Source organism: uncultured Novosphingobium sp. (genome assembly GCF_964277725.1).
GTDB lineage: Bacteria > Pseudomonadota > Alphaproteobacteria > Sphingomonadales > Sphingomonadaceae > Novosphingobium > Novosphingobium fluoreni.
Map to the genome: position 1 here is coordinate 1 of NZ_CAXYKL010000095.1, position 9253 is coordinate 9253.

At 65.4% G+C, this 9253-nt stretch carries 7 protein-coding genes and 1 pseudogene; 4 read left to right on the top strand and 4 right to left on the bottom strand.

Annotation, left to right across the window (positions count from 1 at the left end):
• A pseudogene (locus ACHWRX_RS05450) lies at window positions 1-122 on the top strand (biopolymer transporter ExbD); the annotation flags it as partial.
• A 408-nt stretch (window positions 123-530) separates the two neighbouring features.
• Here the strand turns inward: ACHWRX_RS05450 and ACHWRX_RS05455 are convergent.
• Window positions 531-2993, bottom strand: a complete 2463-nt coding sequence (locus ACHWRX_RS05455) for a ligase-associated DNA damage response DEXH box helicase (RefSeq protein WP_394658388.1) — start codon at window positions 2991-2993, stop codon at window positions 531-533.
• A gap of 222 nt (window positions 2994-3215) precedes the next feature.
• Here ACHWRX_RS05455 and ACHWRX_RS05460 point away from each other — a divergent pair, with 222 nt between their 5' ends.
• Window positions 3216-4511: a BON domain-containing protein gene (locus ACHWRX_RS05460; RefSeq protein ID WP_394658383.1), complete on the top strand. Its 1296-nt coding sequence runs from the start codon at window positions 3216-3218 to the stop codon at window positions 4509-4511.
• 152 nt (window positions 4512-4663) lie between these two features.
• Here the strand turns inward: ACHWRX_RS05460 and pgmG are convergent, their stop codons facing one another.
• The 3 genes from pgmG to ACHWRX_RS05475 are packed head-to-tail and all read right to left on the bottom strand — an operon-like array spanning window position 4664 to window position 7232.
• Window positions 4664-6073 carry a phosphoglucomutase/phosphomannomutase PgmG gene (gene pgmG / locus ACHWRX_RS05465; protein WP_394658384.1) on the bottom strand — a complete coding sequence of 470 codons (1410 nt, stop codon included), beginning with the start codon at window positions 6071-6073 and terminating at the stop codon, window positions 4664-4666.
• 2 nt (window positions 6074-6075) lie between these two features.
• Window positions 6076-6366 carry a molecular chaperone DnaJ gene (locus tag ACHWRX_RS05470; RefSeq protein ID WP_058737375.1) on the bottom strand — a complete coding sequence of 97 codons (291 nt, stop codon included), beginning with the start codon at window positions 6364-6366 and terminating at the stop codon, window positions 6076-6078.
• Window positions 6363-7232, bottom strand: coding sequence for a division plane positioning ATPase MipZ (locus ACHWRX_RS05475; protein ID WP_394658385.1), 870 nt, complete (start codon window positions 7230-7232; stop codon window positions 6363-6365). The genes ACHWRX_RS05470 and ACHWRX_RS05475 overlap by 4 nt, the downstream gene beginning before the upstream one ends.
• A 116-nt stretch (window positions 7233-7348) precedes the next feature.
• On the opposite strand from ACHWRX_RS05475, the gene panC reads away from it, so the two are divergent.
• On the top strand, window positions 7349-8203 hold the full coding sequence (panC, locus tag ACHWRX_RS05480) for a pantoate--beta-alanine ligase (protein ID WP_394658386.1): 855 nt from the start codon (window positions 7349-7351) through the stop codon (window positions 8201-8203).
• A 273-nt stretch (window positions 8204-8476) separates the two neighbouring features.
• On the top strand, window positions 8477-9253 hold a 777-nt coding region (locus tag ACHWRX_RS05485), incomplete at its 3' end, for a class I tRNA ligase family protein (protein WP_394658387.1).

Consider the following 9253-nt stretch of genomic DNA (forward strand, 5'->3'; position numbering starts at 1 on the left):
TCCAGCCCGACGGCGGCGCCAGCTACGATCTGTCGGCCAAGGTGCTGCAGATCATCAAGGCTTCGCAGGTCACCAAGTTCGGCTTTGTCGGCAACGAGCAATACTCCGAGTTCAGCAAGTAAGCTGACCGGCAGCAAACTACCCGCAAGGGTTCGAAAGGGGCGGAGCGATCCGCCCCTTTTTTGTCGGCGCGCAGCGGCGCGTACACCGGACGATCGATAAATTGTTCGGGGATGAGGGGCGATCAGCCAGATTCGTCTGAGCTGCCTGCCACCGGATGAGACCGGAAGGTAGCTGCGACAAACCGCTGCCACAGCCTGCGCCTCATCAAGTCAGGCTCGCGCTCTCCATCCGCCTATCCTGGCCGGCTGAGGACACCGCCATCTTGCAGGGGCGCAAGCTGTCCATCTCCATGGGCCGGCTAGGAGATCCGCGACGAGCGTTGGATCACGCACTTCGCCCCTCCCCCGCTCGACACGAACGGAACGGCAGAAAATAGAATCAGCGGCCAAACCAATCGTCCGGCCCGCTCAGTCCCCTTCCACATCCTCCAGCGGTTCCACCCGCATGGCCAGGGATGCCAAGCTTTCCGCCTCCAGCAGCAAGTCATCGTCCGCCGCGCCGGAAGGCAGGTTTTCGCGCCCGACCATCGAGATTACCGGCACCGATAGCGGGCTGATCCGATCCAGTTGCACATGATCGATCTCCCGCGCGGCGCGGTCCAGCACGTCGCCCACGCGGCCCACGTCGGTCATGCGCTGGCGAGCGTCGGCCCAGGCTGCCTGGATCAGCAGGTGATCGGGCTCATACTTGCGAAGCACGTCATAGATCAGGTCGGTCGAGAAGGTGACCTGCTTGCCCGACTTGCGCTTGCCGGGCTGCTGGCGCTCGACCAGTCCGGAGATCACCGCCACTTCGCGAAAGGCCCGGCGCAGCAAGTGCGACTGCTGCACCCAGTCCACGAATTCGTGCGTCAGGATATCGGGAGAAAGCAACGCCACCGGGTCCTCCACCGGCTTCACGCCCCACACCGCCAGGGTGTAGTCCGTAGCGACGAAGCCCAGCGGCCCCAGCCCCCGCTCCTCCATCCGGCGGGTCAGTAACATGCCCAGCGACTGGTTCGCGTTCCACCCTTCGAAGGTATAATAGGTGGTGTATTCCAGCCCGCGGTGCGGAAAGCTTTCCACCAGCAGGCGGCCAGGCACCGGCAGGTGAGAGCGATAGTCCTGCACTTCCAGCCATTCGCGCACATCGTCCGGAAAACGCGCCCAACCCACACGATCGGCGATCATCTCGCGCACGCGCTGCGCCAGAGTACCGGTGATCGGCAGGCGCAGGCCGGAGTAGCTGGGGATCGAAGCGGACTTGCGCGCCGCGCGCACGATCAGCTCCAGGTCCTTGATCGATTCCACTTCTAGGTCGATCCCGGCGAAGCGGAAGGTATCGCCTGTCTTCAGCCCCGCGCCGAACATCTCCTCTACCTTGCCCAGCGACCGGCCATTGCGGAAGCGTACTTCCAGCATTTCGTTATCGACGATGATCCCGGCGTTCAGGCGATGCCGCGCGGCATGTTCGGGGTGGGCCAACCGCCACGTGCCGTCCTTGTCCTTCACGATCCGCTTGAACCGCTCGTAGGAACGCAACGCGTAGCCGCCGGTCGCCACGAAATCGAGCACGCGGGCGAAGATCTCCTCGTCCACCCAGGCGTAGGGGAGCGAGCTGCGCACTTCGTCCAGCAGCTCCGCCTCGCGGAACGGCCCGGCGCAGGCGCACCCCATCACATGCTGGGCCAGCACGTCGAGCCCGCCGGGGCGAAAATCCTCACCATCGCGCACGCCCAGCTCCACCGCTTCCTGCGCCGCGATCGCCTCGATGAATTCGAAGCGGTTGCCCGGCACCAGCAGCGCCTTGCTGGGTTGATCGAGCCGGTGATTGGCGCGCCCGATCCGCTGCAGCAGGCGTGACGACCCCTTGGGCGCCCCCATCTGCACCACCAGATCGATATCGCCCCAATCGACGCCCAGGTCGAGGCTGGCGGTGCAGACCAAAGCCCGCAACTCGCCCCGCGCCATCGCCCCTTCCACCTTGCGTCGCGCCTCTTTGGAAAGCGAGCCGTGGTGGATGCCGATCGGCAGCGTCAGCTCATTGGCGTCCCACAACCACTGAAAGATGTATTCTGCCAGAAAGCGGGTGTTGGTGAAGATCAGCGTGGTACGGTGGGCGGCGATTTGTTCGTATAATTGCGGGATAGCCCAGGTGGCGGCGTGGCCGCTCCACGGAATGCGCTCTTCGGTGGGCAGCAATAGCCCGACGTGGGGCTGCGCGCCCTGCTCGCCCTGCACCAGCGCCACGCTATCGACATCGCCCCACGGCGCCAGCCAGCCGCGAAACTCCTCGGGATCGGCAACGGTGGCGGAAAGCGCCGCGCGCTGCATCGCGGGCGCAATCGCCTGCAGGCGGGACAGCGCCAGCGCCAGCAGATCGCCGCGCTTGCCCGTGGCGAAGGCATGCACCTCATCGATCACCACGCGTTGCAGCCCGGCGACCAGCGTTGCCGCCTCCGGATAGCTCAGCAACAGCGAGAGCGATTCGGGCGTGGTCAGCAATACATGCGGCGGCCTAGCGCGCTGGCGGGCCTTGCGATCGGACGGCGTATCGCCGCTGCGCGTCTCGATCCGCAGCGGCAGGCCCATCTCCTCCACCGGGGTGAGCAGATTGCGCTGCACGTCATGCGCCAGCGCCTTTAGCGGCGAGACATAAAGCGTGTGCAGGCCATCGGGCGGGGCGGCGCCGTCCAGTCGGGAGGGGCAGAAGGCGGCCAGGGTCGGCAGGAAACCGGCCAGCGTCTTGCCCGCGCCCGTGTCCGCCACCAGCATCGCGTGCAGCCCGGCGTCGGCGGCGGCCAGCATTTCGCGCTGATGGCTGCGGGGAGACCAGCCACGACCCGCGAACCAGGCATCGATCTCGGAAGGTATGCCGGTGGCGCTGGACATGGACGCAAGGTGGCGAGTGATCGGCACGTCCACAAGGCGCGCGATGCCGCCCAGCCCCCCTGCTCCCCAAAGACGCGACGGCGAACCAGCCTGACCGATGTTGCGCCGGAGCGAACGCGGCCTGCGCCCGGCGGTGGACCGTTACGCGCCCAAAGCACGTTGATCATGCACAGGCAGCGGCGAAACCAGCCGTCGTCCTATCTGCGAAATGGAGAGATCCCGATGAGTGATCGTGACCGTCAAAACCCATATGACCGCAACACGCAGCAAGGCAGTGGCCGCTACGGACAGAACTACGATTCGCCGCGCCAGGCCAATCAATGGCAAAGCGACAGCAGCCAGCAAGGCGGCGATTGGCAGCAGGATTCCAGCCAGCGCGCGCATGGCTCGGATGATTATTCCCACGATTATCGCTTCTCCGGCCAGAATTCGGGCCAGGGATCAAGTTACGACTACGGTCGCGGCGGCTCGCAGGGCTATGGCCGGTCCGGCAGCGGCAGCTACGGCCAGGGCGGCTATGCGGCGCGTCAGGACGAAGGTCGCTATGGCGCTTACGATCGCGGATCGTCGGATCGCGGCTTTGGCGACAATCGCGGCCAGCGCGGCTATGGACAGTATGAAAATCGGGGCGATCGCAACCGCTACGGCGCCGGCGGCTCGGCCAGCGCGTATGCCGGCCGCGATTATGACGCCAGCGGCGGCAACGATTTCGTCAACTTCACCAGCGAAGACTTCGGCGGCCGGGATTTCTCCAACCGGGGCGGCAGCGGCCTTTCGGGCGGCGCGCGTTCCAGCGAATCTTATCGTCCCAGCTACGGCCCCGGCAGCTGGGGCCGTGATGACAATGACAGCCGCAGCGACCGCAATCGCAATACTTCGCGCGAGGATTACGGCAGCTGGCGTCACTATGGCGAGAGCCGGGGCTTCCTGCAGCGCGCCGGCGACGAGATCGCCAGCTGGTTCGGTGACGAGGACGCCTCACGCCGCCGCGAGCAGGATCAGCGTTATGACGATCAGCAGGAGCGCCTGGGCCATCGCGGACGCGGCCCTTCGGGCTACACCCGCTCAGACGATCGCATCCGCGAGGACGCCAACGATCGGCTGACGCATGACCATCGCGTCGACGCCACGGATATCACCGTCAGCGTAAAGGACGGCGAAGTGACCCTGGACGGCAAGGTCGACAGCCGCGACGCCAAGCGCCGTGCCGAAGATGCGGTCGAGCATATCTCGGGCGTGAAGCACGTGCAGAACAACCTGCGTGTTCAGGAGCGGCAGAGCAGCGCCGGCTATGGCGCATCATCGGGTACAAACAGTTGGAATACCGGCTCGACCACCGGCGCGGCAACGCCGGGCTCTTCCAGCACCAGCGCACTGTCGGGCACCGGAACCACGCCGAGCTCGTCCGCGCTAGGCTCGGCCAGTACCGGAACATCGGGCACGGCCACCACGGGCGCCAGCACGACCAGCGGCATCGGCTCGGCCAGCACGACCCGGACCACCGACAAGACCTCCTGATCGCTAACATCAGGACGATCTAGGAAGGGGAGCCTCAATGGCTCCCCTTTTTTTGGCGGCGGGCTTAGGCCGGCCAAGTCAGAGACCCGTCGCTCGCCAGGATCATCACACGCAGCGGCGGCCGGTTGTCCAGCCGCCGCCGCTTTGGGTGATCAGTGTCCGGCTTGCGGGCCGCGTTCCAGGCCGGAGAGCTTCAGCTGCTCGTCGATCTGGGCCATCAGGCGGTTGAGGCCGTCTTGAGTCTCGCTTTCGGCGCGAGCGACGAGGACATCCTGGGTGTTGGAGGCGCGCAGCAGCCACCAGCCGTCGGGCGTGTTGACGCGTACGCCGTCGATGCCGATGACATCGGCGTCGGTCTTGGCCAGGCGCTCCTTCACTTCCTCGATCGCAGCGAACTTGCGGCTCTCGTCCACCTGGAAGCGCATTTCCGGCGTGTTCAGCATCTGCGGCATTTCTCCACGCAGCTGCGTGACCGACTTGCCCAGGCGGATCGAGGCGGCGATCAGCCGGATCGCGGCATACAGGGCATCGTCGAAGCCGTAATATTCGTGCTTGAAGAACACGTGGCCGCTCATCTCACCGGCCAGCGGCGAGCCGGTTTCCTTCATCTTGGACTTGATCAGCGAGTGGCCGGTCTTCCACATCAGCGGTTCGCCGCCATGCTGCTTGACGCTGTCGAACAGCGCACGGCTGGCCTTGACGTCGGCGATGATGGTGGCGCCTGGCACCACCTTCAGCAGATCCTCGGCGTAGATCGAGAGCAGCTGATCGCCCCAAATCACACGGCCTTCGCCATCGATAGCGCCGATCCGGTCAGCATCTCCGTCAAAAGCGATGCCAAAGTCGAGGTTCTTCTCCGCGACGAGCGCCTTCAGGTCTGCGAGGTTCTTTTCCTCGGTAGGATCAGGATGATGGTTGGGAAAGTTTCCGTCGACTTCGGTGAACAGCAGGTGATGCTCTCCGGGCATGCGGCTGGTCAGCAATTCCAGGGCGGGTCCGGCGGCGCCGTTGCCGGCGTCCCAGCCGATACGCAGCCCGTCGAGCTTGTCGGCGGGCAACCCGTCCAGCCCCTTGAGCATGCGGGTGACGTATTCGTTTAGGATGTCGACCTGGGTGCTGGTGCCGGGGGTGGCCGCCTCGTCCCAATCCCCTTCAGCGGCCATCGCGCCGATCTTCTGGATGTCCGCACCGAAGAACGGCCGACCCATAAATACCATCTTGAAGCCATTGTAATTGGCGGGATTGTGGCTGCCAGTTATCTGAATGCCGCCCTGCACATCTTCCATTGAGGCTTCGGCGTAATACAGCATCGGCGTGGGCCCCATGCCGATGCTGACCACGTCAAGGCCGCAAGCGGTCAGCCCGTCGATCAGGCCCTTTTCCAGCATGGGCGAGCTGACGCGGCCGTCATAGCCGATTGCCACCTTCTTGCCCCCTTCGCGCGCCAGCAGCGTGCCGAAGCCGCGACCGATGGCGTGCGCATCATTGATGCTCAGCGTCTCGCCGATGATGCCACGGATGTCGTATTCGCGAAGTACCGTGGGGTCGAAGGTGTAGCTCATCGTCACTCCTGCACATGAAGAGGCAGATCGGCGAGAAGGACATCCCTCGCGGCGTTAGCCTCGTGAACCAGTTCGTTGCTGCCGCCCCGGTCCGGATGAACCGTGGCGATGAGACGGCGATGCGCCTCTATGATATCCTGACGCCCGGCTTCGGGGGCGACGCCCAGCAGCGCGCGTGCCTGCTGCCGCACCGCTGAACGCGCCGAGCCGATCTTCGGTTGCCACGGCCACCGGCCCATCGCCATCTTCCAAACGACGGCGGCCAGCGCCAGCAATATGATAAGCTTGATCACTCGGCGGCGACGGCCATCTCTGGCCCGTCCTGCACCGAGGAGTCCTGCGCCGAGGAGTCCTGCGCCGAGGAGTCCTGCACCGGAGCGGCCCGGCTCGGCACCGGCAGGTTCAGCCCCGCGACGAGGCCGCGCAGCTCCTGCCGGGCTACGAGGTGGCTGGTGCCCAGATCGCCCAAGTGCCCCTTGTCCAGCAGGGTCAGGCCCGAGGGGAACAGCTCACGGAAGATCACGCGCTCTGACAAGCCGCCCGCGACGCGGAAGCCCACGCGCTTGGACAATTCGTGCAGCGCGCCGTCCAGGCGCTTCATGTTGCGCGCCTGCAGCTGCTGCGTGCGGTTGCGCACCACCACCCAGTCCAGCTCGCGCCGCTGATCGTTGATGGTGGAGTGGGCGCGCTTCTTGCGCGCTTCCCACATCAGCTCGGCATAAAAGGAGAGCTTCTTCACCTTGAAGGTCTCTCCCTCCACCTGCCCGATCAGGTCGAAATCGACGAAGCTGTCGTTCAGCGGCGTCACCAGCGTATCGGCGGTGGTGGCGACGTGCCGGGCCAGCGGATCGTCCTTGCCGGGCGTGTCGAACAGCAGGAAGTCCTGCCCCTCTCCGATTTCCGCCGCGATTTCCTCCAGCTCGTCCACGCTGTCGCCATCGTAATAGGTGAAGCGGGTGCCAGGCAGGCTGATGCCGCGCCGCTTTTCGGTATCGAGCCGGTTTTCCATGTAGCGGAACAGCGTGCGCTGGCGGTGGTCGAGATCGATGCAGGCGACTTGCGCGCCCTGATACGCCAGCGCGATCGCCACGTGGACCGCAGTGGTGGACTTGCCGGTGCCGCCCTTCTCGTTGGCGAAGACGATGCGATGCGCTGTCACGGTCGTTCCCTCGGTTCTTTTGGCCGTAAAATTATTGCCCGAAGCGCCTTTGCACGGCTAGTCCCGCGCGGCACCCCAAACTGGTACGGCCCATCATATCGGAGCGCGCCCCTCCAATGCAATTGATCCACGCCCTTGATCCACTACGAAGCGCGATCGACGCCTTGCGCGCTGATGGCGCGATCGCCCTGGTGCCCACCATGGGAGCCTTGCATGACGGTCATTTGACGCTGGTGCGCGAGGCAAAGGCCAAGGCGGCGCATGTAGTGGTGTCGATCTTCGTCAACCCGCTCCAGTTCGGAGCGAACGAGGATCTGGACGCCTATCCCCGCCAGCTGGAACGCGATTGCGCGCTGCTGGAGGCAGAAGGCGTGGCGGTAGTGTGGGCGCCCAAGGTGGAGGCGATGTACCCGGCCGGGTTCGCCACCAACCTCTCGGTCTCGGGCGTCAGCGAGGGATTGGACGGCGCGGCCCGGCCCGGCCACTTCGATGGCGTGGCGACGGTGGTGTGCAAGCTGTTCAACCAGGTCCTGCCCGATCGGGCGCTGTTCGGGGAGAAGGACTGGCAGCAGCTTGCCGTCATCCGCCGCATGGCGCGCGACCTGGACCTCACCCGCCCCCATGCCGACGCGATCCTGGGCGTGCCGACCGTGCGCGAGGCGGATGGCCTGGCGATGAGTTCGCGCAACGCCTACCTCACGCCCGAGCAACGCGCCGCCGCCGTGGCCTTGCCGACCGCGATGCGCGCGGCGATCGCCGAGATCGAGGGCGGAGTGCCGGTAGGCGATGCGCTGTCAGCCCTGGCGCGCGCGTTGCTGGCGGGGGGCTTCCTGTCGGTCGACTATGCCGAGCTGTGCGACGCGGCGGACCTTAGCGTCTTGCCCGCCCGCTCCGACAAGCCGATGCGCCTGCTGGTCGCGGCACGGATCGGCAAGGCGCGGTTGATCGACAACATGGCGGTGGCGCCCTGATCGGTCACATGCCGATCAGAAGGGAAGTTTGGTTCGCGCAGAGTTCGCAGAGGCGCATAGAACCGGCTTCCGCGGCGAAGCCGCCTATCGACTCGACAATCCCACCAATTGCAACCTACCACCACGCAAGGGCCTGACGGCCAAGAGGATCGCCTCTTCTTTTTCTCCGCGCCTCTGCGCCTCTGCGCGAAACAATCTTCCTTCCCCCGTCGCCCGCCTCAGCGTGAACCAGAAATTGCGCCAAGCTGCACGCCCCGCTAAGGGCCGCAGGTCATGACCCAAGAGCGCGATTACCGAGCCACTGTCTTCCTGCCGAAGACGGACTTCCCGATGAAGGCAGGCCTTCCCCAGAAGGAGCCAGCTATCCTGGCGCGCTGGCAGGAAGCCGGCCTGTACGAGAAGACGCGCGCCGCGCGCGCCGGTCGTGAAAAGTTCATCCTTCACGACGGCCCGCCCTACGCCAATGGCGACATGCACATCGGCCATGCGCTGAACCACATCCTCAAGGACATGGTGGTGCGCACTCAGACCCTGCTGGGCAAGGACGCGCCCTACGTACCGGGTTGGGACTGCCACGGCCTGCCGATCGAGTGGAAGGTAGAGGAGCAGTACCGCAAGAAGAAGCTGGACAAGGACCAGGTCGACCCGGTCGAGTTCCGCGCCGAATGCCGCGCCTATGCCGCCAACTGGGTGAACGTCCAGCGCGAGCAGCTGAAGCGCCTGGGCATCAACGGCGATTGGGACAAGCCCTACCTGACGATGGACCCTCAGGCCGAAGGCACGATCGTGTCCGAATTGCTGAAGTTCGCGGAGAGCGGCCAGCTCTATCGCGGCGCCAAGCCGGTGATGTGGTCCCCCGTCGAGAAGACCGCGCTGGCCGAGGCCGAGGTCGAGTACGAGGACATCGTCTCGACGCAGATCGACGTGGCGTTCGAGATCATCGAGAGCCCGATCCCGGAACTGGTCGGCGCGCATGCGGTGATCTGGACTACGACGCCTTGGACGATCCCGGTGAACCAGGCTTTGGCTTATGGGCCTGAGGTTGAGTAC